This is a genomic window from Streptomyces varsoviensis, assembly GCF_000718635.1.
In the GTDB taxonomy this organism is placed as follows: domain Bacteria; phylum Actinomycetota; class Actinomycetes; order Streptomycetales; family Streptomycetaceae; genus Streptomyces; species Streptomyces varsoviensis.
On sequence record NZ_JOBF01000006.1, the window covers coordinates 82,932 to 107,257 of the forward strand.

General features: G+C 71.4%; 22 protein-coding genes and 1 pseudogene. 6 read left to right on the forward strand and 17 right to left on the reverse strand.

Going from position 1 to position 24,326, the window contains the following annotated elements:
- Positions 1-67 precede the first annotated feature (67 nt).
- The 5 genes from folK to IF55_RS11600 all read right to left on the reverse strand — a co-directional run bounded on the left by folK (position 68) and on the right by IF55_RS11600 (position 4,789).
- Positions 68-661 (reverse strand): 2-amino-4-hydroxy-6-hydroxymethyldihydropteridine diphosphokinase, encoded by a 594-nt coding sequence (gene folK / locus IF55_RS11580; RefSeq protein WP_030880509.1) that lies wholly within the window; start codon positions 659-661, stop codon positions 68-70.
- On the reverse strand, positions 658-1,017 hold the full coding sequence (gene folB / locus IF55_RS11585) for a dihydroneopterin aldolase (RefSeq protein WP_030880511.1): 360 nt from the start codon (positions 1,015-1,017) through the stop codon (positions 658-660). The genes folK and folB overlap by 4 nt, the downstream gene beginning before the upstream one ends.
- A 411-nt stretch (positions 1,018-1,428) precedes the next feature.
- Entirely contained in the window at positions 1,429-1,977 is a 549-nt protein-coding gene (locus IF55_RS11590; protein ID WP_106980369.1) for a nuclear transport factor 2 family protein, read from the reverse strand.
- The gene (gene folP / locus IF55_RS11595) at positions 1,974-2,888 is read right to left on the reverse strand and encodes a dihydropteroate synthase (RefSeq protein ID WP_078644185.1); all 915 of its coding nucleotides are present in this window, start codon (positions 2,886-2,888) and stop codon (positions 1,974-1,976) included. The genes IF55_RS11590 and folP overlap by 4 nt, the downstream gene beginning before the upstream one ends.
- Before the next feature lie 29 nt (positions 2,889-2,917).
- Positions 2,918-4,789: a phosphatidylglycerol lysyltransferase domain-containing protein gene (locus IF55_RS11600; RefSeq protein ID WP_030880515.1), complete on the reverse strand. Its 1,872-nt coding sequence runs from the start codon at positions 4,787-4,789 to the stop codon at positions 2,918-2,920.
- Between the two features lie 174 nt (positions 4,790-4,963).
- On the opposite strand from IF55_RS11600, the gene IF55_RS11605 reads away from it, so the two are divergent.
- Positions 4,964-6,079: an alpha/beta hydrolase gene (locus IF55_RS11605; protein WP_030880517.1), complete on the forward strand. Its 1,116-nt coding sequence runs from the start codon at positions 4,964-4,966 to the stop codon at positions 6,077-6,079.
- Positions 6,080-6,178: 99 nt separating this feature from the next.
- Here the strand turns inward: IF55_RS11605 and folE are convergent, their stop codons facing one another.
- The 6 genes from folE to dacB form a co-directional block, all read right to left on the reverse strand.
- The gene (gene folE, locus IF55_RS11610; RefSeq protein WP_030880518.1) at positions 6,179-6,784 is read right to left on the reverse strand and encodes a GTP cyclohydrolase I FolE; all 606 of its coding nucleotides are present in this window, start codon (positions 6,782-6,784) and stop codon (positions 6,179-6,181) included.
- Between the two features lie 112 nt (positions 6,785-6,896).
- Positions 6,897-8,894: an ATP-dependent zinc metalloprotease FtsH gene (gene ftsH / locus IF55_RS11615; protein ID WP_030880519.1), complete on the reverse strand. Its 1,998-nt coding sequence runs from the start codon at positions 8,892-8,894 to the stop codon at positions 6,897-6,899.
- Positions 8,895-9,148: 254 nt separating this feature from the next.
- Positions 9,149-9,688 carry a hypoxanthine phosphoribosyltransferase gene (hpt, locus tag IF55_RS11620; RefSeq protein WP_030880520.1) on the reverse strand — a complete coding sequence of 180 codons (540 nt, stop codon included), beginning with the start codon at positions 9,686-9,688 and terminating at the stop codon, positions 9,149-9,151.
- A gap of 79 nt (positions 9,689-9,767) precedes the next feature.
- A complete protein-coding gene (tilS, locus tag IF55_RS11625; protein WP_030880521.1) occupies positions 9,768-10,910 on the reverse strand; it encodes a tRNA lysidine(34) synthetase TilS in 1,143 nt (380 codons plus the stop codon).
- A 185-nt stretch (positions 10,911-11,095) separates the two neighbouring features.
- Positions 11,096-12,226 carry a zinc-dependent metalloprotease gene (locus IF55_RS11630; RefSeq protein WP_030880523.1) on the reverse strand — a complete coding sequence of 377 codons (1,131 nt, stop codon included), beginning with the start codon at positions 12,224-12,226 and terminating at the stop codon, positions 11,096-11,098.
- Between the two features lie 96 nt (positions 12,227-12,322).
- The gene (dacB, locus tag IF55_RS11635; protein ID WP_048831874.1) at positions 12,323-13,792 is read right to left on the reverse strand and encodes a D-alanyl-D-alanine carboxypeptidase/D-alanyl-D-alanine endopeptidase; all 1,470 of its coding nucleotides are present in this window, start codon (positions 13,790-13,792) and stop codon (positions 12,323-12,325) included.
- An 86-nt stretch (positions 13,793-13,878) separates the two neighbouring features.
- Here dacB and IF55_RS11640 point away from each other — a divergent pair, with 86 nt between their 5' ends.
- Complete coding sequence (locus IF55_RS11640; RefSeq protein WP_030880529.1) at positions 13,879-14,376, forward strand: inorganic diphosphatase; 498 nt, start codon at positions 13,879-13,881, stop codon at positions 14,374-14,376.
- Positions 14,377-14,704: 328 nt separating this feature from the next.
- Here the strand turns inward: IF55_RS11640 and IF55_RS11645 are convergent, their stop codons facing one another.
- Complete coding sequence (locus IF55_RS11645; RefSeq protein WP_398243640.1) at positions 14,705-16,402, reverse strand: threonine/serine exporter family protein; 1,698 nt, start codon at positions 16,400-16,402, stop codon at positions 14,705-14,707.
- A 303-nt stretch (positions 16,403-16,705) separates the two neighbouring features.
- Positions 16,706-17,443, reverse strand: coding sequence for a DedA family protein (locus IF55_RS11650; protein ID WP_030880534.1), 738 nt, complete (start codon positions 17,441-17,443; stop codon positions 16,706-16,708).
- Between the two features lie 242 nt (positions 17,444-17,685).
- On the opposite strand from IF55_RS11650, the gene IF55_RS11655 reads away from it, so the two are divergent.
- The 4 genes and pseudogenes from IF55_RS11655 to IF55_RS11670 all read left to right on the forward strand — a co-directional run bounded on the left by IF55_RS11655 (position 17,686) and on the right by IF55_RS11670 (position 20,946).
- Entirely contained in the window at positions 17,686-18,054 is a 369-nt protein-coding gene (locus IF55_RS11655; protein WP_030880537.1) for a YbjQ family protein, read from the forward strand.
- Between the two features lie 186 nt (positions 18,055-18,240).
- Positions 18,241-19,197, forward strand: coding sequence for an NAD(P)/FAD-dependent oxidoreductase (locus tag IF55_RS11660; protein ID WP_048831875.1), 957 nt, complete (start codon positions 18,241-18,243; stop codon positions 19,195-19,197).
- Between the two features lie 200 nt (positions 19,198-19,397).
- Positions 19,398-20,105: pseudogene (locus IF55_RS11665) on the forward strand (pyridoxal-dependent decarboxylase); the annotation flags it as partial.
- A gap of 214 nt (positions 20,106-20,319) precedes the next feature.
- Positions 20,320-20,946 (forward strand): Uma2 family endonuclease, encoded by a 627-nt coding sequence (locus IF55_RS11670; RefSeq protein ID WP_245661160.1) that lies wholly within the window; start codon positions 20,320-20,322, stop codon positions 20,944-20,946.
- A gap of 16 nt (positions 20,947-20,962) precedes the next feature.
- Here IF55_RS11670 and IF55_RS11675 read toward each other — a convergent pair whose 3' ends face one another.
- From IF55_RS11675 to IF55_RS11690, 4 genes are all read right to left on the reverse strand, one after another.
- Complete coding sequence (locus tag IF55_RS11675) at positions 20,963-21,748, reverse strand: ABC transporter permease (RefSeq protein ID WP_030880547.1); 786 nt, start codon at positions 21,746-21,748, stop codon at positions 20,963-20,965.
- Entirely contained in the window at positions 21,745-22,716 is a 972-nt protein-coding gene (locus IF55_RS11680) for a daunorubicin resistance protein DrrA family ABC transporter ATP-binding protein (RefSeq protein ID WP_037964088.1), read from the reverse strand. Before IF55_RS11680 ends, IF55_RS11675 begins: the two co-directional genes overlap by 4 nt.
- 134 nt (positions 22,717-22,850) lie before the next feature.
- Positions 22,851-23,498 (reverse strand): PadR family transcriptional regulator, encoded by a 648-nt coding sequence (locus IF55_RS11685; protein ID WP_048831876.1) that lies wholly within the window; start codon positions 23,496-23,498, stop codon positions 22,851-22,853.
- A gap of 175 nt (positions 23,499-23,673) precedes the next feature.
- Positions 23,674-24,270: a DinB family protein gene (locus IF55_RS11690; protein WP_048831895.1), complete on the reverse strand. Its 597-nt coding sequence runs from the start codon at positions 24,268-24,270 to the stop codon at positions 23,674-23,676.
- Between the last annotated feature and the right edge of the window lie 56 nt (positions 24,271-24,326).

Below are 24,326 nucleotides of genomic sequence, written 5' to 3' on the forward strand. Positions count from 1 at the left end.
GCGCGGAGCCTCCGGAGCGCCGGCGGCCGCCGCCCCTCGCCCCCCGCGCCTCACAACCGGCCAACGCCTACTCCGGCAGCCTGAGTTCCAGGTCCGCCCGGGGCTCGACGCCGGCCCGGCCGACCTCGGCCAGCAGCTCCGCCACCGCGCCACGGCCCGGAACAACCGCCTCCGGATCCACGTCGTACCACGGCACCAGCACGAACGCCCGCTCGTGCGCGCGCGGGTGGGGCAGCGTCAGCAGCGGATCGTCCGAGACGACCTCCTGATACGACACGATGTCCACATCGATCGTCCGCGGCCCCCACCGCTCGTCGCGCACCCGCTCGAAGGCCTCTTCGATGGCGTGCCCGCGCTCCAACAGCGACGAGGGCGGCAGCGTCGTCTTGATCAGCACGACCGCGTTGTAATACGAGGACTGCGTGCCCGGCTCGACGCCCCACGGCTCGGTCTCGTACACCGGGGAGACGGCCTTGACCCGCAGGCCCGGCGTGTCCCCCAGCGCGTCGACGGCGCCCTGCAGCGTCTCCAGGCGGTTGCCCAGATTGCTGCCCAGCGAGACCACGGCCCATTTGGGATTGCTCAACGTCACATCGGCGGCGTCCACCCGCTCCACCACGGAGGTGGGCACCGGCTGCACCGTCGGATCGCTCTTGCTCATACTCGGCTCCGGGAGATCGTGATCGTCACGTCGTCGAACGGCACGGTGATCGGGGCGTCCGGCTTGTGGACGACTACCTCCACCTCCCGCACCACGTCGTGCTTGAGGCACTGCTGGGCGATGCGCTCGGCGAGCGTCTCGATGAGGTCGACCGGGTCGCCCTCGACGACCGCCACGACCTCCTCCGCCACCACGCCGTAGTGCACGGTCTTCGTCAGGTCGTCGTCGGCCGCGGCGGGCCGGGTGTCCAGGCTCAGCACCAGGTCCACGATGAAGGTCTGCCCCTCCTCGCGCTCCCGGGGGAACACCCCGTGGTGCCCGCGGGCCTTCAAGCCGCGCAGCGCGACACGATCCACACGAATCACTCCTGCTGGTCGTCGGTATGCGGGCGGCGGACCGGCTGCCGCCGACCCGCTCCCACCGTTCGAATCTACCTGCGAGCACTGACAGCACCCGCCCGCGGGTGCTATGGACAGGCGGCCCCCACGCTGCTAGCGCCCCTGACCTACAAGGCTCCCGCCGCGCTTACCCCAGTGCCCCGAATCCCACCCCTACCCCGCCGCCAAGCACCTCGAACGAGTGGCCACAGCACCCTCACACTGACGCGCCACGCTGACCGGTCACACCGGCTCCCACCTGGCCGAACAGGGGACGGCGCCAGCGGTGGAACCAGGCCGGGCGGACGTACCCGGGGACGGAACCAGGTCGGGCCGACGTACCCGAAGACGGAACCAGGCGGGGCAGGCAGCCCCCAGGACGGGCCCGCATCAGGCAGACGGCCGAGCCGGCCCCCCAGGCCCCCCAGGGCCCCCAAGTCCTCCAGAGCCCCCGGGCCCGTCCGACTCGCCGTCCCCGGCCCCGGCCCCTTCGTCGTTCTCGTCCTCCCCGCTCCCCGCCAGCACCGGCGAGCCGTGGTGCGACCAGACCTTCCAGCCGTCGGCGGCGCGTCTGAAGACATTCGTCGCCACGACCAACTGCCCCACCAGCGGCCCCAGCGCCCCGTCCTCCTCCGCCGGCCCGCCGCTGAGGATGTTCTCCGTGCACGTCACCAGCGCCGTATCGCCGGCCACCTGCACATCGACGTCCGTGAGGAAGAACTGGATGTACTCGGTGCTCGCCATGATCAGCGCGTACGAGCGGAGCACCTCGCCCCGCCCCCGCAGCACCGGCCACCCCGGATGCACGCACACCACGTCGAAGTACTCGTCGTCCAGCCACAGCCGCTCCATGGCCGCCTGGTCGCCGCGCTCCATCGCCTCGTACAGGGCGGTGTTCGCCAGCTCGACCAGCTCGCTGTCCGTAGGCGCGGACGTCACACGGCCCCCTCGGCCCCGCGGGCCCCAGTCACATCGGCCCCGGCCGCACCGGCCCCGGCGCCCTCCACCGCGCGCGCCACCCGCACCGCGTCCGCGCTCGCCCGTACCTCGTGCACCCGCACCGCCCAGGCGCCCTCACGCGCCGCGAGCGCCGTGACCGCGGCCGTCGCCGCGTCCCGCTCCCGGGCCGGCGGCGGGCTGCCCGCGCGCCCGGCCAGTACGCGCCCCAGGAACCGTTTACGGGACGCCGCCACCAGCATCGGGCGGCCCAGCTCCGCGCGGAGCCGCGCCAGGCCCGCCACCAACTGGAGGTCGTGGTCGGCCGCCTTGGCGAAGCCCAGCCCCGGGTCGACCACCAGCCGGTCCGGGTCGATACCGCCCGCGACCACCGCGTCCATCCGCTCGGCCAGCTCCGCGAGCACCTCGCCGACCACGTCCGCGTACACGGCCCGGCGGTTCATGTCCTCGCTGAAGCCGCGCCAGTGCATCACCACGAACGGCACCCCGGCCGTCGCCACCACCGGCACCATCGCCGGGTCCGCGAGGCCGCCGCTCACATCGTTGACGAGCACCGCCCCGGCGGCGACCGCGGCCTCGGCGACGGAGGCCCGCATGGTGTCCACGGACACCACCACGCCCTCGGCCGCCAGCCCGCGCACCACCGGGACGACCCGGCGCAGCTCCTCGTCCTCCGGCACCCGCGTGGCACCCGGCCGGGTGGACTCGCCGCCCACGTCGACGAGGTCCGCGCCCTCCACGACCAGGTCCAGGCCGCGCTTGACGGCCGCGTCGGTGTCGAACCAGCGGCCTCCGTCCGAGAACGAGTCGGGCGTCACATTCACCACGCCCATCACCGCACACCGGTCCCACCGCGGCAGACCGACCGGACCACGCCCTCGCAACGTACTCATGCCTCCAGCCTAGGCCGGACGGCACGGCCTCACGCCGCGCGATGGGCCTCCGCGGGGCCCCCGACGGCCTCCAGGCCGTGCTGACACGGCTGCTCCTTCGCCGCCGCCGCGCTCCCGCGCCGCCAGGGCCGCGGCAGCGCCAGCGTCACGAACCCCTCCGCCTGCATCATCGCGAAGCCGATGCGCGGCAGGTCCCGGTTGTTCGGGAAGACCACGAAGCGCGGCTCCCAGCGCGGCCGGAACTTCTCGTTGAACTTGTACAGCGACTCGATCTGGAACCAGCGCGAGAGGAACACCAGGACCCCGCGCTGCACCCGCGCCACCGGCCCCGCGCCCAGCTTCCCGCCGCGCTCCAGGGCGGCGCGGAAGAACGCGAAGTTCAGCGACACCCGCTCGATCTTCAGCTCGGGCGCGGCCTGCAGGGAGGCCACGATGAGCAGCTCGTTCATGCCCGGGTCCGCACCGCGGTCGCGGCGCATCAGCTCCAGGGACATGCCGTCCGGGCCCCACGGCACGAAGTGCTGCATGGCCTTGAGGTCCCCGTGCGGGCCCGGCTCCTCGCCCTCCTCGGGGGCCTTGTGAGCGGTGGCGATGATCGCGTCGAGGTCCTTGGGGTCGCCGAGGCGGCCCAGCGCCATGGAGAAGCCGCGCTCGGTCTCGGTGTCGCGCCACGCGTCGGCCGCGCGCTGCACGGTCGCCAGCTCCTCGGCGGACAGGTCCGCGACCCGGCGCACCTTGGTGGTGTAGCCGTTGCGCTCGATGCGCTTGACCATCTGGCGCACGTTGCGCATGGAACGGCCGGTAAGTGTGAAATCCGCCACGTCGACGATCGCTTCGTCGCCCATCTCCAGGGCGTCCAGGCCCGTCTCACGGGTCCAGACCTCGCCGCCGGTCTCGCTGCAGCCGGCGACCGCGGGCGTCCAGGAATGGCGCCTGGCCAGCTCCATGAACTGCTCGATGGCGCCGGGCCACGCCTCGACGTCGCCGATCGGGTCGCCGCTGGCGAGCATCACGCCGGAGACCACGCGGTAGGAGACGGCGGCCTTGCCGGTGGGCGAGAAGACGACGCTCTTGTCGCGACGCAGCGCGAAGTGGCCGAGGGAGTCGCGGGCGCCGTGCTTGGCGAGCAGCTCGCGCAGCCGGTCCTCGTCCTCCTCGGTGAGGTGGGCGGTCGGGCGCTCCGGGCGGAAGGCCAGGTAGGCGGTGGTGGCGGCGGTGAGCAGACCGAGCGCGCCCAGCGAGTAGCCCACGGTGTAGTCGACGCCGCCGCTGTAGTGGATCGGCCCCTCGAACCCGCACAGCCCCCACAGCACGTGTTCGAGCTGCGCGGTCAGCGAGGGCCGGCCGACGACGTGGTCGGGGTGCGAGCCGACGATCACGAAGCCGAGGACCAGGCTGACGCCGCCGACGATGACGAAGTTGGCCAGCGCCTTCCAGCGGCTGCGCGGGTCGGGCAGCGCCTCGAAGGAGCCGCGGTGGCGTACGAGGTAGGCGAAGAGCAGCAGCGAGAGGACGGCGCCGATCCCCGAGTGGCGGTAGATCACCTGCGCCGCGGCGCCGATGGGCAGCAGCACCACGGCGGCGATCCAGACCCGCCGCTTGGATCGCTTCAGGCCGTGCGCCAGCATCAGCAGCACCACGCCGACGACGATCGACGCGGCGGCGGCGAGCTGGTTCACCGCGCCCGGCAGCACCTCGGCGAGCGCGTGCATCCGGCTGTGCCGGAAGCGGGGGAAGACCCCCGCGGCGACGTCCAGCAGTCCGATGAGGGCGGCTATGGTGCCGACGACCGTCGGTACGCGCTCCGGGCTCGGCCCCCTCACCAGCCTCTTCAGTCCCGTGAGCCGCTGGGGCTCCGACGGAACCTCGCTGGACTTTTTGCCATCTACCCTGACAGACATCTCTTCCCGTCGCCCTGTCGAGAGGATCTGCGCCTGTACGGCCGCAGCGCCCGGACTTTTTGCGCTCTGTAGGACGTCGGTTTCGGGGCCGAGGTTCCAGCCGTGAACGGGCCCCGGAGGAGAAGTAACCATTCCGCACCCGGGTGACCGGTGCGCCCGGCAGAAAGCACCTCGATGGGTCTCACCAGCAAGAAAGTTCTGCTGCTGGCCGTGATAGCGGCAGTAGTGCTCTTCGCCCTGACGATATGGCTGTGGCCGCGTCTGTCGAAGCGGAGCGTGCCCTCCGTTCTCGCGCGCATCGGCATGCTGCTGGCCACCCAGATCACGATGATCGCCGCGCTCGGACTCTTCGCCAACTACTCCTTCGGCTTCTACGCCTCCTGGGCCGACCTCTTCGGCCAGGAGCAGGAGCCGGGCGTGGTCGTCGACCACGACAACAAGGCGAGCGGCAAGACCGTGCAGGTCGTCGGTACTCAGCAGGTGAGCGTGCCCCGTGGCTCCGTACCGCGCGTGGCCGGCCGCATAGAGAAGGTCAACGTCCAAGGGGTGCAGTCGAAGATCGCGAGCCCCGCGTTCGTCTATTTGCCGCCGGAGTACTTTCAAACCCAGTACGCCAAGCGCCAGTTTCCCGCGTCCGTCGTCCTCACCGGCTACCCCGGCACCGCCGAGGCGCTGATCAAGGGCCTGCACTACCCGCAGACCGCGCACAAACTGGCCAAAGAGGGCAAGATGCAGCCCACGATCCTGGTCATGATGCGCCCGACGGTCGCCCCGCCGCGGGACACCGAGTGCATGGACATACCGCACGGCCCGCAGACCGAGACCTTCTTCACCAAGGATCTCCGCAAGGCCCTCGCCGACCAGTACCGCATCGGTACGAAGGGCGAGAACTGGGGCATCATCGGCGACTCGACCGGCGGCTACTGCGCCCTCAAGTTCGCCATGCGCCACCCCGAGGCGTACGGCACCGGCGCCGCCCTCTCCGGCTACTACAAGGCCCCCATCGACGCCACCACCGGCGACCTCTTCGGCGGCAGCAAGAAGCTCGCCGACGAGAACAACCTGCTCTGGCGCCTCAAGCACAAGGGCATGCCCAAGGCCAACCTACTCGTCACCAGCAGCAAGCAGGGCGAGCACAACTACAAGGACACCCTCAAGTTCATCGACGGCGTCAAGGCCCCGGCCCGCGTCTCGTCCATGATCCTGGGCACCGGCGGCCACAACTTCAACACCTGGCGCCGCGAGATCCCCGGCGTCCTCCAGTGGGTCGGCAGCCGCCTCACCGCCTGAGCGGCGCTCATCCGCCGCGGTGGTGGATCACCCGCCGGTGGTAAGGCTCATCGGCCCGGCGGATCACCGACCGGTGATGAGACTCATCGGTCCGGCTGGTCACCGGCCGATGATGAGGCTCATCGCCTCGGACCGGGTCGCGGGGTCGCGGAGCTGGCCCCGCACCGCGGAGGTCAGCGTCTTGGCCCCGGGCTTGCGGATTCCCCGCATCGACATGCACATGTGCTCGCACTCGATCACCACGATCGCGCCGCGCGGCTCCAGGATCTCCATCATCGAGTCCGCTATCTGCGTGGTCAGCCGCTCCTGGACCTGCGGGCGGCGGGCGAAGACGTCGACGAGCCGGGCCAGCTTCGACAGCCCCGTGATCTTCCCGCTGGTCGCCGGGATGTAGCCGACGTGCGCCACGCCATGGAATGGGACCAAATGGTGCTCACAGGTTGAAAACACCTCAATATCCCGCACCAGCACCATTTCATCGTGCCCGAGATCGAACGTCGTCGTCAGCACGTCCTGCGGCTCCTGCCGCAGCCCCGCGAATATCTCCTTGTACGAGCGCGCCACCCGCGCCGGCGTCTCCCGCAGCCCTTCCCGGTCCGGGTCCTCGCCGACCGCGATGAGCAGTTCCCGGACGGCGTTCTCCGCTCGCTTCTCGTCGAATTCGCCGACGGAGCGCTCCCCGTCCAACGTCACCGGGTCGGTCATAGTGCTGCCTCGTTCCTTGTCCGTCAGCCTGGGCACACAAGCGGGATGCCGCGCCCCCAGGCTAAAACCCTGGTGACGCGGCATCCATTCCGGGCCCCGTGGGGCGGCCGGGTCAGTTGTCCGGGCGCGTGTCCTCGGTGGGGAGGTCGGCGTTCTCGACCGGCTGGGCGCCGTTGGAGGGGGCCAGCTCCTTCGGGGAGAGGACCGGCGGGCGGGTCGAGGGGGTGCGGCGCGAGGAGCCGGTCCACGCGGGGCGGCTCGGGCGCTTCACGACGTGCTTGAAGACCTCGGCCAGCTCCTCCTTGTTCAGCGTCTCCTTCTCCAGGAGCGTCAGAACCAGGTTGTCGAGCACGTCGCGGTTCTCGACCAGGATCTCCCACGCCTCATTGTGCGCGGTCTCGATCAGCTTCTTGACTTCCTCGTCGACCAGCGCGGCGACCTCCTCGGAGTAGTCGCGCTGGTGCCCCATCTCACGGCCCAGGAAGGGCTCGGAGTTGTCGGAGCCGAACTTGATCGCGCCGAGCCGCTCGGTCATGCCGTACTGCGTGACCATCGCGCGCGCGGTGGCCGTGGCCTTCTCGATGTCGTTCGCGGCGCCCGTGGTCGGGTCGTGGAAGACGAGCTCCTCCGCGGCGCGCCCGCCCAGCATGTACGCGAGCTGGTCGAGCATCTCGTTGCGCGTGGTGGAGTACTTGTCCTCCTCCGGCAGCACCATGGTGTAGCCGAGCGCCCGGCCGCGCGACAAGATGGTGATCTTGTGCACCGGGTCGGAGTTGGGCGAGGCCGCCGCGACCAGGGCGTGGCCGCCCTCGTGGTACGCGGTGATCTTCTTTTCCTTGTCCGACATGATCCGGGTCCGCTTCTGCGGTCCGGCCACGACGCGGTCGATCGCCTCGTCCAGCGAGTTGTTGTCGATCAGCTTCTTGTCGCTGCGGGCCGTCAGCAGCGCGGCCTCGTTCAGCACGTTGGAGAGATCGGCGCCGGTGAAGCCGGGGGTGCGCCGGGCGACGGCCGACAGGTCGACGTCCGGGGCGACCGGCTTGCCCTTCTGGTGGACCTTGAGGATCTCCACGCGGCCCTGCATGTCCGGGCGGTCGACGGCGATCTGCCGGTCGAAGCGGCCGGGGCGCAGCAGCGCCGGGTCGAGGATGTCCGGCCGGTTCGTGGCGGCGATCAGGATGACGCCGCCCTTCACGTCGAAGCCGTCCATCTCCACGAGGAGCTGGTTCAGGGTCTGCTCGCGCTCGTCGTGGCCGCCGCCGAGGCCCGCGCCGCGGTGCCGTCCGACGGCGTCGATCTCGTCGACGAAGACGATGGCGGGGGCGTTCGCCTTGGCCTGCTCGAACAGGTCGCGGACGCGCGAGGCGCCGACGCCGACGAACATCTCCACGAAGTCGGAGCCCGAGATCGAGTAGAAGGGGACGCCCGCCTCGCCCGCGACGGCGCGCGCGAGCAGGGTCTTGCCCGTACCGGGCGGGCCGTAGAGCAGCACACCCTTGGGGATCTTGGCGCCGACGGCCTGGAACTTCGCCGGCTCCTGGAGGAACTCCTTGATCTCGTGGAGCTCCTCGACCGCCTCGTCCGACCCGGCGACGTCCGAGAACGTCGTCTTGGGGGTGTCCTTGGTGATGAGCTTCGCCTTCGACTTCCCGAAGTTCATGACCCGGGAGCCGCCGCCCTGCATCTGATTCATCAGGAACAGGAACACGACGACGATGAGGACGAAGGGAAGCAGCGAGAGCAGCACGCCGATGAACGGGTTCTGCTTCGATGTCGAGATGTTGTAGCCGTCCGAGATGCTGTTCGCCTCGGACTTGGACTGCAGCGTCTTGGCGAGGTCGACGCCCTGGTCGCCGATGTAGTTCGCCTGGATCTTGTCGCTGCCCTTGACCTTCTGGCCGTCCTTGAGCTGGACCTTGATCTTGTTCTCGTCACCGGTCGTCAGCTCGGCCGATTTCACCTGGTCCTTGTCGATCGCCTGCACGACCTGGCTGGTGTCCACCGACTTGTAGCCGCCGGACGAGCCGACGACCTGCATCAACACGACCACGGCGAGGACGGCCAGCACGATCCACATGACCGGCCCACGGAAGTAGCGCTTCACGTCCATCCATACGGGGCGCGAGCGCCCCGTCCCTCCTGCCACAGTGAGGCACGGCTGCCCCTACACGGGGGCGCCAGTGCGTGCGGTGATAGCTCGACCTTAGAAAAAGCTCGACCTTTGGAAATGACTGACCTTCGGACGGTACCCCAGCATTGTCACCCGACGCCGCCTCAGCCAGTCAACAAACCCGCCTTCCCATGCTCCAACGGCGGGATGCGGCGATGCGTTCCCGCGCGCCGGTACGGACCGGCGGGGCGTGCTCAGCCGCCGTATACGTGCGGTGCGAGCGTGCCGACGAACGGCAGGTTGCGGTACTTCTCGTCGAAGTCGAGGCCGTAGCCGACCACGAACTCGTTGGGGATGTCGAATCCCACCCACTTCACGTCGATGGCGACCTTGGCCGCCTCCGGCTTGCGCAGCAGGGTGACGACGTTCAGCGACGCCGGCTCGCGCGAGCCGAGGTTCGACAGCAGCCAGGACAGCGTCAGGCCGGAGTCGATGATGTCCTCGACGATCAGTACGTGCTTGCCCTTGATGTCGGTGTCGAGGTCCTTGAGGATCCGTACGACGCCCGAGGACTGGGTGCCCGCGCCGTACGAGGACACCGCCATCCAGTCCATCGTGACCGGGGAGGACAGCGTACGCGCCAGGTCCGCCATGACCATGACGGCGCCCTTGAGGACGCCGACGATCAACAGGTCCTTGCCCGCGTACTCCGCGTCGATCTTCGCCGCCAGCTCCGCCAGCTTCGCGTCGATCTCTTCCTTGGTGATGAGCACCGACTTGAGGTCGGTGCCCATGTCCTTGTCGTCCACCCGCGCCACTCTCGTTCGATTCAGGCTCGTCCGGCTTGCCGAGGCCCGTTCGCGCACACGCGAATCAGCCCTGCCGGATAACCAGTCTGCCACCCTGCCTCCGGACGACGACGCGGCCGGGGAGGTTGATGGCTCCCTGGCCCCGCCAGCCGGTGATCAGCCGGTCGACTTCCTCGATGTGCCGGGCGAAGAGCGAGCCCGCCGGGGAGCCCGCCGAGATGGCCGCGCGGCGCAGCACCCGGCGGCGCACGGCGGGCGGCAGGCAGTAGAGCCGGGCGGTGTCGAGGTCGCCGCCGTCGGTGCGGACGGCCTTCTCGGCGTCGGCGGCCCAGTCGTCCAGCGCGTCCGCGTCGTCGCGGGAGAGCTGGGCGGTACGGGCCAGCGCCTCGACGACGCCCTTGCCGAGCGCCTTCTCCAGGACGGGCAGCGCCTCGTGCCGGACCCGGGAGCGGGTGAAGGCCGGGTCGGCGTTCTGCGGGTCGTCCCATACCGGCAGCGACTGGGCCAGGCAGGCGCGGCGGGCCGTCTGGCGGTCCAGGCTCAGGAAGGGGCGGCGGTAGCGGCGGTCGGCGCCGGAGGCGACGGCCATGCCGGACAGCGAGCGGGTGCCGGAGCCGCGGGCGAGGCCGAGGAGGACCGTCTCGGCCTGGTCGTCGCGGGTGTGGCCGAGCAGGATCGCCGCGGCGCCGTGGCGCTCCGCGACGGCGTTCAGCGCGGCGTAGCGGGCGTCGCGGGCGGCGGCCTCGGGGCCGCCGTCCCGGCCGACGGTGACGGTGACGGACTCGACGGGGTCGAGTCCGATGGCGGTGAGGCGGGAGACGACTTCGGCGGCGCGGATGTCGGAGCCGTACTGGAGGCCGTGGTCGACGGTGACGCCGCCGGCCCGGATGCCGAGTTTGGGGGCCTCGAAGGCCAGAGCGGAGGCGAGTGCCATGGAGTCGGCGCCGCCGGAGCAGGCGACGAGGACGAGCGGCCGGCGGTCGGGGTCGGCCGTGGCGGGGCCGGCGGCCGTCGTGGGACCGGCGGCCGGCGCGGGGCCGGTCGTCGCGGGGCCGGCGGCCGGGGAGCCGGGGCCCTGTGGTGTCAGGGATGCGCGGGGCGCAGGGGAAGCCGGCGACGCGGTGTGACCCGTGAGGTCGTTGAGGACGTCGTGGAGTACGCGGCGGACCGCCAGGCGTATCGCGGCGACCGCGGGATGGGGACCCATGTCCGTTTCCAATCGTTCAATTGGAGATGCCTCGGAGCGGATGAGCTTCGAGCCTCAGTCACGCTGAGTGTGTAGATGGTGACAGAGACGAGCTGCTCTCCGAGCATCGCACGCCCGCCCACCGCTCACGGTCCCTCGGACGGGTGATTGCAGGGGGCGTTCTTCCGCCGGGAGGCATCTCCGGTTCACGACTCTGCTCTACGGTGCACCCTCGCGACCCAGTCCGCCGGTTTGGCGATCTCCGCCTTGGTCGGGAGTGTGTTCGGGGAGGTCCAGACCCGGTTGAAGCCGTCCATGCCGACCTCGTCCACCACGGCCCGTACGAACCGCTCCCCGTCCCGGTACTGCCGGAGCTTGGCGTCGAGGCCCAGCAGCTTGCGCAGCGCCGCGTCGAGCCGGCCGGCGCCGCTGGCGCGCCGCCGCTGGAACTTCTCGCGGATCTCGGCGACGGAGGGCACCACCTCCGGTCCGACCCCGTCCATCACGTAGTCGGCGTGCCCCTCCAGCAGGGACATCACCGCGGTGAGCCGGGCGAGGATCTCGCGCTGGGCCGGGGTCTGGACCAGCTCCACGATGGAGCGCGAGCCGCCTTCCGCGCCGTCGTCGGGACGGTTGCCGGTGAGCGACTGGACGGCCTCGCGGAAACGTTCCAGGAGCGTCGCCGGGTCGACCTCGGTCTCGCCGAGGAACGCCTGGATCTCGCCCTCGATGTGGTCGCGCAGCCAGGGGACGGCCGTGAACTGCGTGCGGTGGGTCTCCTCGTGCAGGCAGACCCAGAGCCGGAAGTCGTGCGGGTCCACGTCCAGCTCGCGCTCGACGTGCACGATGTTCGGCGCGACCAGCAGCAGCCGGCCGCCGCCCGTGAGCGACCCGGGCAGATCGCGGGTGGCCGGCGCGAACGTCTCGTACTGGCCGAGCACCCGGGAGGCGAGGAAGGACAGCAGCATGCCCAGCTCCACGCCGGTCACCTTGCCGCCGACGGCGCCGAGCACGGCCCCGCCGGGCACGTTGCCGCGCCGCTCCTGCATCTTGTCCAGCAGCGGCCGCAGCACCGCGCGGAACCCGGCCACGTTCGCCCGGATCCAGCCCGCCCGGTCCACGACCAGGACCGGGGTGTCGCCCCCGTCGTCGCCCGCCGCGGTCATCCGGGTGAAGGCCCGTACGTGCGCCTCGGAGGACTTGGCGTGCCGGCGCAGCTCCGCGACGATGGCCCGTGCCTCGTCGCGGCTCACCTCGGGTCCCGGCCTCACCAGCCGGGTCGCGGTCGCCACCGCGAGATTCCAGTCGACCATCTCCGCACCACCGATGCTCGTCATGGCTTCACCGTACGTGGCCGTCCGGCGGGGGGACAGCGAATGGGGGCCTTCGACCGCACGGCCCCCGGGGCGGGCGCGTGCGGCCCGCCCGCCGGCTCATCGGCAGCCGCAGTTGGCCACCGCCGACGCGAGGCGGTCCAGAGAGTGCTGGGCGGCGTCCCCGGAGGCCGCGCCGCGGGTCATGAAGGCGAAGGCCATGAGCCGCCCGTCGGCGTCCACGGCCAGACCGGCGAGCGTGTTCACGCCGGTCAGGGTGCCGGTCTTGGCCCGTACGAAGCCCCGGCCGGGCGAGTCGCGGTCGTAGCGGTCGCGCAGGGTGCCGCTGAAGCCGGCGATGGGCAGGCCGGTCAGAACGGGGCGCAGCTCCGGGCGGCGCGGGTCGGCGGCGCGTACGAGCACCTGGGCGAGGAGCGCCGGGGAGGCCTTGTCGTCGCGGTCGAGACCGCTGCCGTCGGCGATGTGGACGCCGTCGAGCGGCAGCCCGAGCGCCCGCAGCCGCGCGGTGACGGCCTCGGCGGCGCCCGCGAAGCTCGCGGGGCGGCCCTCGGCGAGGGCGGTCTGCCGGGCGAGCGCCTCGGCGATGTCGTTGTCGCTGTTGGTCAGGGCCCGCTCGACCAGGGCGGACAGCGGCATGGAGTGGACGACGGCCACCTGTTCCGCCGCGCTGTCGGCCTTGGCGGCGGCCGGGTCGCCATCGATGTCGATGCCGCGGTCGCGGAGCATCGAGGCGAAGGTGGTGGCGGCGGCGCGGGCGGGGTCGGCGACGCGGTCGGCGGGGCCGTGGTCGGAGCCGTCCTTCCGGCCCTCGTCGGCCATCAGGGGGGTGACGAGGGCGACGTTCTCGTTGAGCCCTATGGGGTGCCGGCCGGGGCCGGAGTAACGCGAGGTGTCATAGCCGAGCCGGACCTCACGGGTGCCCTGGGCCTTGAGCGCGCGGGCCGTGTCGTCGGCCAGTTTCCGCAGGCTGGCGGGGGTGTGGCTGCCGAGCCCGGGTTTCACGGCGCGGGCGGTCAGGGTGGGGTCGCCGCCGCCGACGAGCACGATGCCGTCCTTGCCGCGTACGACGGTGGTGGGGATGCGGTGGTCGGGGCCGAGCGCGGAGAGGGCGGCGACGGCGACGGCGGGCTTGATGGTGGAGGCGGGGGTGGACACCTGGCCCTGGCCGGAACCGAACAGTTGCCGTCCGGTGGCCACGTCCACGACGGAGGCGGACGGCTTCGAGCCCAGCGCGTCGTCCTTGAGCAGCGGTTCGAGGGCGTCGGCGAGGCCGGTGCCGGTGGGCGGCGGTACGGCGTCGGGGCCGCCGTTCCCGCCGAGCGCGGCGAGGACGGGGGGCGCGCCGGCCGGGTGCTCGGAGTGATTCTCGCCACCCGCGGCCGGCCCGGCGGCGGCGTGCGCGCGCTCGGCCGTGCGCTGCCCGGAGTCCCAGGGGCCGGCGAGCGCCACCGCCCCGCCCGCGGCGAACAGGCCGACCACAGCGGCCGCGGCCGTGTACCGCCATGTCGCCCGCTGCGCCTTGGTGGCCTCCTGCCACCGCCTGATCTGCCACGATCTGGCCTCGACCACCTCGGACCAGCCCCTTTCGCCACCACACACCTGCGTGGGGGACACTTAATCACCAGACGTATGTGTTGATCATGGAGGAGCCACCCGTGGAGTTCGACGTCACCATCGAGATCCCGAAGGGTTCGCGGAACAAGTACGAGGTGGACCACGAGACCGGTCGCATCCGCCTCGACCGTCGACTCTTCACCTCGACCAGCTACCCGGCCGACTACGGCTTCGTGGAGAACACGCTCGGTGAGGACGGCGACCCGCTGGACGCGCTGGTCATCCTCGACGAGCCGACGTTCCCGGGCTGCCTCATCAAGTGCCGCGCCATCGGCATGTTCCGGATGACGGACGAGGCCGGCGGCGACGACAAGCTGCTGTGCGTCCCGGCGTCCGACCCGCGCGTGGAGCACCTGCGGGACATCCACCACGTCTCGGAGTTCGACCGCCTGGAGATCCAGCACTTCTTCGAGGTCTACAAGGACCTGGAGCCCGGCAAGTCCGTCGAGGGCGCCGACTGGGTCGGCCGCTCCGAGGCCGAGGCCGAGATCGAGGCGTCCTACAAGCGCCTTGAGGCCGCGGGCGGCTCGCACCACTGATCTGGTCACGGTCGCACGGTGAGCCGGTTCCTCTCGCACCACTGAGCCGGTCGCCGCGACGGTTTTTCGCATGATCCGCGCGGGGCGCGGCGCTCTTCGGAGGGCGCCGCGCCCCGCGCGCGTTCGGCGGTACGCGCGTTCGCCCGTACGCGCCGGTGTACGGCCGTCCGTACGCGCCGGGGCACGGGAACGGCGGCCGGAGCCCGGGCACGGGGCCGAGCGCGCGGACGCCGGAGCGGGTGCGCGGAAACCGGAGTGGGCGCGCGGACGCCGGAGCGGGCGCGCGGACGCCCGTACGCACCTGGTCGGGGTTTAAAACGTGAGTGGCTCAGAAGCCGCGAGTGCGCTTCGCGGCGCGGCGGCCCGCGCCGACCGCCTCCACTCCGGGCGCGCGCAGGAACAGCCGGGCCACCTCGCTGCCCAGGTTCACGCCGACGGCGATGGCCAGCGCCAGCGACGCGGCCTTGATCAGGGAGGCGACGCCGGGGCCCAGGTCGCCCCGGGCGAAGTTCAGCAGCCCGAAGTAGGTGGCGCTACCGGGCAGCAGCGGGCCGATGGCGGCCGTGACGTACGGGAGCGCGGACGCGTAGCGGTAGCGGGAGAGCAACTGGCCGAAGAGGCCGACGACGCCGGCCGCGATGGTGGTGGCGGCGACGGGGTTGAGCTTCGGGTCGGCGACGTTGGCGAGCGAGCCGTAGACGATCCAGGCGATGCCGCCGTTGAAGGTCGCGAACAGCACGGTGTGGCGTTCCTGCTGGAGCAGGACGCAGAAGGACAGCGCCAGCAGCATGGAGGCCAGGATCTGCACCGTGGGCGCGTCGTACTGGCGCAGCGCCTGTTCGGGGTTGAGCCGCGGGCTGAACTGGAGCCCGCAGTAGAGCACGGTGAGCACTCCTATGACGATGCCGACGATCAGGTACATGACCTCCAGGAGGCGGGCGGAAGCGGTGATGTAATAGCCCGTCAGCCCGTCCTGTACGCCCGCGACCAGCGCTCTTCCGGGGATCAGCGCGAAGAGCCCACCGGTGATGACGGCGGACGCCTGGACGTTCGCGTGCGCGATGCTCAGCGCCATGCCCATCGCGGCGGGCGGCATGGCCGCGACCACGAACTGGTAGAACTCGGGCAGCCCGCGCCCCGACGCCAGCCACGCCAGCCGGTCACCGAGCATCGCGCCGACGGCCGCCGCGACGAAGACGAGGACGTTGCCGCCGACGAGCGTGCTCGCCGCTCCCGCGAGCGTCCCGGAGGCGATGGTGAGCGCCCAGCCGGGGTACGGGTGGCGGTTGCGGCGTATCTCGGCCAGCCCCCGGTACGCCTCCTCCAGGGTGAGCCCCCGCGAGGTGATGGCCGCGACGAGGCGGTAGACGGCGGACAGCCGGGTGTAGTCCACACCGCGCCGGCGCACGGTCCGGCTGGCCGTCAGCGGGTCGTCGACCAGCGAGGGCTGGTACGAGATCGACAGCAGCGTGAAGGTGACGGTGGGCTCGATGCGTTCGAGCCCGTAGGCGTGCGCGACGCCGAACATGGCCGCTTCCACGTCCTCGGCGCCCTCGCCGCCCGCGAGCAGGATCTCGCCGATGCGCAGGGTGAGGTCGAGCACGCGCGGGATGGCGGGCCCGGACTCGTCCTGCTTGTCGACGCGCTCTGGCACGGGCCGCTCGCTGACCGGCATCCGCAGCATGGTGCGCATCCGGTCCTGCCAGGGGACCTCCTTGGTCAGTTGGACCATGGGGATGCCGTGCGGCGGGGTGAAGGCGGGGAAGAGCGTGCCCTGGGTCGTACTGGCGCTGGGCGCGGTGCCGGCCGGGGGCGCGAAGGCGGACCCCTCGGGCTCGGGCTCCGACTCCACCGCGAGGCCCTTGGGGATGGCGAACTCGGAGGTGGGGTGCTCGTCCTCGGGCGGCGGCGGTATCGGGATGCCGAGCGGCGACGTGAACGCGCTGCCCGCCTCGTCCGACTGCGGCTTGCGGTCCTCGGGTGCCTCGGCCTCCGAGCCGCTGTCGCCACGCTGCCGTTCCGCCACCACTCGCTCCTCGCCCGCCTCCTGACTGCTTTCAGGGACACGATGCCTGATCCCGGGCTTGTTTTCCTCACTCGGGGCCGTGGTCCGGGGAGACAGAGGCGTACGAAACGGGGGATGTCAGGCGGTGCGGCGGGGACGGGCCGGGGCCGGCGGCTTCCGGTCGGGCGTCAGCGCTTGGCGTGTCGCCCGTAATGGCCTGCCGGCCTGCGACAGCGCGTGGCGCGTCGTCCGGGACGGGCTTCCGGCCGGGCCGGCGTCAGCGCATGGCGCGTCGCCCGTAACGGGCTTCCGCCCGGGCCGGCGTCAGCGCTTGGCGTGTCGTCCGCGCTGGGTGGACGGCGGGGCGGCCGGCGGCTGGGCGTCCGGGAAGCCGGGCCGCGGCGCGGCCGTCGAGGCGGCGACGCCCGCGGCGGCGGCCTTCTTCGCCTTGGAGCGGGCCCGCAGGAACTCGATCGCGATCGGCACCACGGAGATCAGCACGATGAGGACGAGCATCGCCTCGATGTTCTTGTGGACGATCTCGATGCCGCCGAGCGCGGCGCCGAGCAGCGTGACGCCCACGCCCCACAGGGTGCCGCCGATGACGTTGAAGACGATGAACGAGCGGTAGTTCATCCGGCTCACGCCCGCGATGATCGGGGTGAACGTCCGGACGATCGGCACGAATCGGGCGAGCACCAGCGACTTCGGGCCGTACTTCTCGAAGAATTCGTGAGCCTTCTCCACGTTCTCCTGTTTGAAGAGCTTGGAGTCGGGCCGCTTGAAGAGCGCCGGGCCCACCTTCCGGCCGAAGAGATAGCCGGCCTGGTCGCCGAGGACGGCCGCGATGGCGACCAGCAGGCAGACCACCCACAGCGGGGTGGACAGCTTGCCCGTGGTCACCAGCAGCCCGGCGGTGAACAGCAGCGAGTCCCCCGGCAGGAAGAAGCCGATGAGCAGGCCGGACTCGGCGAAGACGATGACCAGGAGGCCGATCAGACCGACCTTGTCGATCAGAAAGTCCGGGTCCAGCCACTGAGGGCCGAGCGCGAGAGTCATCACGGGTGAAGGGCTCCTGGGTCGAGGGCTCAGGCTCGTGCGAGGCCCGGCCACAGGGGAAGGGGGCATGGACTGGTGTGCAGTGTGCGGCCCAAAGCTATCAACGCCCATCGGACCGCCTTGGTTCCAGCTTGGTACCGGCCGGCTTCCGGCGCGCTTCCGTCTGATCCGTCCGGCGCCCGGCCGGACGCGGGGGTGCGGGAACGGCACAGTGCGGCGAGCATGTCCGGCAGGAGGTGGATGCGATGGGCATCGAGGAGTTCGGCGGCGGTCAGCAGCAGAAGTCCGACGTACTGGTGGTGACCACGAACGACGTCCCCGGCTACCACGTCGAGCGGGTCATCGGGGAGGTCTTCGGGCTGACGGTGCGCTCCCGCCACCTGGGCAGCCAGATCGGCGCGGGCCTCAAGTCGCTGGTCGGCGGGGAGCTGCGCGGGCTGACGAAGACCCTGGTGGAGACCCGCAACCAGGCCATGGACCGGCTCGTGGAGCAGGCGAAGGCGCGGGGCGCGAACGCGGTGCTGATGTTCCGGTTCGATGTGACGGAGGCGGCTGATGTCGGCACGGAGGTGTGCGCGTACGGCACGGCCGTGGTGATCACACCGAGGCAGTGAGCGGGCGCGGCAGCCGGGAGGAGCCGGCCGCCGCACAGGACCGCCTCCTGGCCGGGGACCTGCGGGAATTCCACGGAACGATCCGCTCCCCTTTTGCCGTAACGGCAACAGGGTTTGCCGCGGATCGCGCTGTGGGCGCATGGTCCCCATGGAAAGAAGGAGGTGGTCACGGTGACCGATCCATTGATGGACAGCTACGACGTGGTGGTGATCGGCGGCGGCGCCGCCGGACTGAGCGGGGCGCTGATGCTGGCCCGGGCCCGGCGGTCGGTGCTGGTGATCGACGGGGGCGAGCCGCGCAACGCGCCGGCCGCCGGTGTGCACGGACTGCTGGGCCTGGAGGGCACCCCGCCCGCCGAGCTGCTGGAGCGCGGCCGGGCGGAGGCCCGCCGCTACGGAGCGCACGTGGTGACCGGCGAGGTCACGGACGCGAAGCGCGAGGGACATGGTGACAACGCCGATTTCGAGGTGACGACGGCCGACGGTCGTACGGTCCGGGCGCGCCGGCTGCTGGTCGCCACCGGCCTGACCGACGAGCTGCCGGATGTGGCGGGGCTGCGCGAGCGGTGGGGCCGGGACGTGCTGCACTGCCCGTACTGCCACGGCTGGGAGGTCCGCGACCAGGCGATCGGCGTCCTGGCGAGCGGGCCGATGGCGATGCACCAGGTGCTGCTGATCCGGCAGTGGAGCGAGGACGTCACGTTCTTCACCCACACCAATCCGGAGCCGTCCGAGGAGGAGGCGGAGCAGTTGGCCGCCCGCGGCATCAGGGTGGTGACCGGCGAGGTGGCCGCCCTGGAGGTCAAGGAGGACCGCCTCACGGGGGTGCGGCTGGCCGACGGCATGGTCGTCGACCGCGAGGCGCTGGTGGTCGGCCCCCGGATGGCGGCCCGCGCCGGCTTCCTGAGCGGACTCGGGCTGCGGCCGACGGAGCACCCGGCCGGTATCGGCGTGTACCTGGCCACGGAGGCGGGCGGCCGTACCGAGGTGCCGGGGGTCTGGGCCGCGGGCAACGTCATCGATCCGTCCGCGCAGGTCGGAGCCTCCGCGGCGGCGGGCGCGGCCTCGGCGGCGCAGATCAACGCCGATCTGGTCGCCGAGGACACCAGGCTGGCCGTGGAGGCTTACCGGGCGACCCGCTGACCCCGTTCGCCGCGGGGCCCGGCCCGCGCATGACACCCGACCCCCGCGGCGAACGCGCTGAACCTCGCGGATGCCCGTATTGTCGCGAACGTGCAGGAACGCGCCGCCGGTCGCGTACGAGCGGGCCCGAGCAGGTACGAGCGGCACGGCCGGCGAGGGCGCACCAGGGAGAGCAGAGCAGGCCCGCAGGGGGCAAGCGCATGGCACTCCACAGAGGAACGGGCGACTCCCGCGGCGCGCACGAGAGGCGCGGCTACGCGGTCAACCCCTTCTACGGCGAGGCGGACCCCGTGGGCGGCATGGCGGGGACACCGCCCACCCACCGGCTGCCGGACGGCCCGGTCACGCCGTCCACCGCATACCAGTTCGTCCGCGACGAGCTGATGCTCGACGGCAACTCCCGGCTGAACCTGGCGACGTTCGTCACCACCTGGATGGAGCCGCAGGCGGGCGTTCTGATGGCCGAGTGCCGCGACAAGAACATGATCGACAAGGACGAGTACCCGCGCACCACCGAGCTGGAGCAGCGCTGCGTGGCGATCCTCGCCGACCTGTGGCACGCCCCCGACCCGCGCTCCGCCGTGGGCTGCTCGACGACCGGCTCCAGCGAGGCGTGCATGCTGGCCGGGATGGCCTTCAAGCGCCGCTGGGCACGCCGGAACGCCGACCGTTACCCGACGACGGCGCGCCCCAACCTCGGGATGGGCGCGAACGTCCAGGCCTGCTGGGAGAAGTTCTGCGACTTCTGGGAGGTCGAGGCGCGCCAGGTCCCGATGGAGGGCGACCGCTACCACCTCGACCCGGCCGCCGCGGCGGAGCTGTGCGACGAGAACACCATCGGCGTCGTCGCCGTCCTCGGCTCCACCTTCGACGGTTCGTACGAGCCCGTGGCCGGCGCCTGCGCCGCACATTGTCTGCCACAACAGCTTCACCCATGACCGCGGCGACCTCTTCCTCCCCCACCTCCTCCCCGAACTCCGCCACCAGCCCGGCCCGTTGGAGCGGCCGGAGAGGGGGCTACAGCGTTCCATCACTGAGCGCGTTGAGACCCGTTCACTCGGGAGGGTGGCGCTACGGTCATATCCAGGACATGTGTCCATGAACTCGCACACAATCCGGCCCATGGGAGCAGTGATGGCCGCAGAAGCCAGGCATGAGCAGTGGGAGCGGGCCACCCCGGAGAACTGGATGGACCCGCCGTCGAACGGTTGGACCTACGACCAGGTGAAGGAGCTGTCCCTGCAGTTCGACTGGGAACTTGTGGATGGGACGATCATGGTTCGTGGCATGACGGTTCAATGGCATGACATGGTGCGCGACGGGATCCTGGTCGCGTTGCGCCACACTCGACGCCCGCCCTATGCGATCAACTCCGAGCGCTGCGTCATGCTCGACGAGAAGACCGTCGTGAAGCCCGACGTCGTGGTCTTCGACAAGCGGGGCCTGGACCCCTTCGCCATGGAGTGTGTCCCCGTTGAGACAGTGGCCCTGGCAGTGGAGGTGGTCTCCCCTGGCTCCCGGGCAGAGGACCGCTTCCTCAAGCCCGGTTTGTTCGCTGAGTCCGAAATCCCCCACTTCTGGCGTGTGGAGCGCGGCGACGACGACCTTCCTGTAGTCCACGAATTCCGGCGCGACCGCGAGACGGGCGCATTTCTTCCCGCCCCTGAGCGCCCCGTCCACACCGGCACGCTGTCCGTCGAATCCCCCTTCCCGGTAGAGCTCGACCTACGGAGCCTGGTCGAGCTCTGACCGGTGGGCCGCGGGGTCAGTGGGAGAGCCCCCGGTACCTGCGCACCGCCAGGGGGCCGAAGACGGCGAGGAGGGCCACCGGCCAGGCTACGGCGAGGAGTTGGGCGTGGGTGGCGGCCCAGGTGGTGCCGTTCCAGCCGGGGTTGCCGAAGAGTTCGCGGACGGCGGTGGCGGTGGCGGACATGGGGTTCCATTCGGCTATGGCGCCGAGCCAGCCCGGCATGGACTCGGCGGAGGTGAAGACGTTGGAGAGGAAGCCGATGGGCCAGATCAGGATCTGGACGGCCTGTACGAGCTCCGGCTTGCCCGCGACCATGCCGAGGTAGATGCCGATCCACAGCATCGCGAACCTCAGGAGAAGCAGCAGCCCCAGTGCGTACAGCGCCTCGCCGAAGCCGTTGTGCCAGCGCCAGCCCATCAGCAGGCCGACGCCCACCATCGCGAGGAGGCTGGCCGCCGATTCCAGCATGTCGTCGACGCTGCGGCCGACGAGCACCGCCGAGGGCGCCATCGGCATGGCGCGGAAGCGGTCGATGACGCCGCGGTTCAGGTCCTGGGTGAGGGCGACCATGGTGGATTCGAGGCCGAAGGCCATGGTCAGGGCGAGCATGCCGGGGATGAGGAAGTCCTTGTAGTCGCCGCCGCCCGCGACGCGCATGCCGCCGCCGAGGAAGTAGGCGAAGATCAGGACCATCATCACCGGGAAGGCGAGCCCGACGAACATCTGCCCGGGGCGGCGGGCGCGGTGCGCGAGGCCGCGGCGGGTCATGGTCCAGGAGTCGGTGAGCACCCAGTTCGTCATACGGTCGCGTCCTCCTTGGCGGTCGCTCCGGCGCCCGTGAGGCGCAGGAAGACCTCGTCGAGCGTCGGGCGGCGCAGCGCGATGTCCTCGACCTCGATGCCGGCCGCGCCGAGCGCCCGTAGCGTCTCGGTGAGCGCGGCGACCCGGTCGGCGACGGGCGCGCCGGTCCGCCGCCCGTCGGGGTCGGTCGTCGCGTCGGCCCCTACCGCGGCGGTCACCACGGCGGCCGCGGCGTCGAGTTGGTCGGCGTGGCGCACGACGACGTCGACGCGGTCGCCGCCGATGCGGGCCTTCAGCTCGTCGGGCGTGCCCTCGGCGGCGACGCGGCCCGCGTCGAGGAGGGAGATCCGGTCGGCGAGCTGGTCTGCCTCCTCCAGGTACTGGGTGGTCAGCAGTACGGTCGTACCGCCGCCGACCAGCGAACGCACCGCGTTCCAGACCTCGGTGCGGCCCCGCGGGTCGAGTCCGGTGGTCGGTTCGTCCAGGAAGAGCACCTCCGGGGCGAGCACCAGGCTGGCCGCGAGGTCGAGCCGGCGGCGCATCCCGCCGCTGTACTGCCGCACCGCCTTGCGCCCGGTGTCGGCGAGGCCGAAGCGGTCCAGCAGTTCGGCGGCGCGGGCAGCGGCACCCCGCGCTCCGAGGTGGTAGAGGCGGCCGAACATCTCCAGGTTCTGCCGGCCGCTCAACTCCTCGTCCAAGGCGGCGTGCTGGCCGAGCAGCCCGATCCGGTGGCGTACGGCGTCGGCGTCGCGCCGCACGTCGAAGCCGGCCACCTCGGCCCGGCCGCCGTCCTGCCGCAGCAGGGTGGCGAGGATTCGTACGACCGTGGTCTTGCCCGCCCCGTTGGGGCCGAGCAGTCCGTGGACGGTGCCGCGCGCCACGGTCAGGTCGACGCCGTCCAGCGCGGGCTTGTCTCCATAGGTCTTGCGCAGCCCTTCGACGACGATCACGTGATCGGTGTCGGTCAAGGAACTCTCCTCCGAGGGATGATCGAGGAGTAATCAAGTTTGACTACTGGCTGGCGAAGGTGGCTCCTCCCTCGCCGCTAGTCAAACTTGATTACGTTGCTGTCTTGGTCAGTTGGACGCCATCGCCTGTTGAGCTACGAGGAGCGCGCCTCCGAGCCGGTGCCGCCGCTGCCCGCGTCCACCGCCCCGCCCTCGCCCTCGCCGCGGAAGCCCTCCCACTGGTCGCCCTCGCCGGCCATCACATACGCGCCGGCCTCCAGCCGCTCGATCAGGCCGCGCGTCCACCGCGCGCCGCTGTCGGCGGTGTGCACCCACATGCCCATGATCTCGCCGATGTGGCCCCAGTCCTCGTCGGCGCCGGGGCTCCAGTGCCGCGCCACCTCCGCGCGCCACTGCTCCATCGCCGCGACCCGCTCCTTCAGCAGCGCTACGGCCTCGGCCCGCGGCAGGTCCACGATGAAGCCGATACCCGCGCTCAACACGTCGACCTTGGCGTCATGCGCGGTCAGCGCCTCGCGCAGCAGCTTGAAGTACTCCGCCTCGCCCGCCTCCGTCACCTCGTACTCGGTGCGCGGCGGGCCGCCGACGGTGCTCGGGGCGATGTCGTGCGCGAGCAGCAGTCCTTGCTTGGCCATCTGTTTCAGCGCGTGGTAGATCGAGCCCGGCTTGGCGTTGGACCACTCGTGGACGCCCCAGCTTTCGAGGTCGTTGCGGACCTGGTAGCCGTGCGCGCGGCCGTGCAGACGGACGGCGCCCAGGACCAACAGCCGGATCGCGGACATCGACTCCTCATTCAACCTGTCGCAGGCTGCCCTGCACCCGCGGACCAGGTTAGACGGAGCCGCCCACCGCCTCTGATCAGGACCGGGCATGAGGCGGGGCCGGACGTCAAGCCCCGCCCCACGGCCGCCACCCGGTCCCGGCCCAGCGCCGCACCCGGCCCCGCCGGCCGATGCGTCACCCGGCCGCGCCCGCCCCCTCGCCCTGGGCCTTCCCCTCACCCTGGGCCTCCCCCTCGCCCTGCGCCTCCGCCGCCACCAGCTCGAACGCCGTCTTCCCGTCCAGGGACTCGCGGATGATGTCCGCGTGGCCCGCGTGCCGGCCGGTCTCCTCGATCAGGTGGAGCAGCAGCCAGCGCACCGAGTGCCGGGTGTTCGGCGGGAACCAAGGGGCCGCCGGGAGCGGGAAGGTGACGTCGAGGTCGGGTACGGAGCGTACGTACGCCTCGGTCTCGGCGGCGACCTTGTCCCAGAAGGCCAGCACGCTCTCGACGGTCTCGGCGCCCTCCAACTGGAAGCCCAGGTGCCAGTTGGACTCGTCGCGCTGGATCGAGTTCTGTGCCTCCTTGGCGTTCTCCACCCAGGTCAGCTCGGTCTCCGCGACATGCTTGAGCAGCCCGGACAGGGAGAGCCCGCTGGCGCTCGGCCGCTGGGCCGCCTGCTCGTCGCTCAGCCCGAGGAGCGCGCGGCGGAGCCCGCCGCGCTGGGCCTCCAGGAAGGCGAGGAGAGTGCCGCGCTCGTCGCTGAAGTCGTTCTCGATCACGTGGGTGGGCATGGGGGCCGCCTTTCGGTGCTGTCGTGCGATGCCCACACCGTAGAACCCCATACGGC